Consider the following 1,041-nt stretch of genomic DNA (forward strand, 5'->3'; position numbering starts at 1 on the left):
CGCGCCTCCCTCGGCGCGGCGGCGGCCGCCTCGCTCCTCGCCACCGACGAGACGGAGGCGACCCGCCACCTCACCGCGCTCGCCCGCGCGGGCCTCATCGACCACGTCCACGGCAACCGCTACCGCCTGCACGACCTGGTCCGCGCCTTCGCCCACGCCCGCCTTCTCGACGAGGAGGAGCCGAGCGAGCGTACGGCCGCGCAGGAACGCCTGATCGTCACCTACGCCGACCTCGCCGACTCCGTCCTGCGCCTGGTCGACGGCAACATGTCGACCCGCTCGGACCGCTTCGGCCAGCACGGCTTCGTCTCCCTGGACGAGGCGCTGCGCTGGCTGGACGACGAGACGAGCTTCATCACCTCCACGCTGCGGCACGCGGAGGGCGTGAACCAGGCGGCGGTCCTCAGCCTCCTCGGCGCCCTGTGCGACTACTGCCTGCTGCGCGGCGACCTCTATCGCCTCGGTGAGCTGAGCGAGCTGGCCCAGTCGGTGGACCAGGGCCTGCTGACCCGCTCGGTGCAGTGGCGTACGGGTATCGCGGCCCGTCAGCTGGGTGAGCTGGACAAGGCCCGTACGACGCTCGCCTCGGTCGTCGACCTCTACATGGAGACCAACCACGACGCGGGCGCCGCCCGTGCCCTGTGCTCCCTGGGCATCACCCTTCACCACCAGGGCAACCTGACCGAGGCGGCGGCGAAGCTCCTGGAGGCCCTGCAGATGCAGTCGCCCCCCCAACTGGCGGCGGACCGCGCGTGGACGATGCACGCCCTGGCGGCCGTGGAACGCGACCGCTCCCATCTGGCCGACTCCCTGGACCTGTTGACCCGTGCGCTGGTCATCCACCGCCAGCAGGAGTCCCTGCACGGCGAGGGCTGGGCGTACTTCCAACTCGGTCAACTGCTGCTGCGCATGGGCGAGGTGCCGCGCGCGGAGAGCGAACTGCGCACCGCCCTGGACCTCTTCGGCCGCACCCGCGACACCCGCGGCCAGGCCTGGACGATGACCCAGCTCGCCCGCGCCCGCCTGGTCGCCGGCGACCAC

At 72.4% G+C, this 1,041-nt stretch carries 1 protein-coding gene; it reads left to right on the forward strand.

All coding sequences use genetic code 11. The features are described from left to right. On the forward strand, positions 1-1,041 hold a 1,041-nt coding region (locus AWZ10_RS09130; protein ID WP_159058234.1), incomplete at both ends, for a tetratricopeptide repeat protein.

Source organism: Streptomyces europaeiscabiei (genome assembly GCF_001550375.1).
Classification (GTDB): domain Bacteria; phylum Actinomycetota; class Actinomycetes; order Streptomycetales; family Streptomycetaceae; genus Streptomyces; species Streptomyces europaeiscabiei.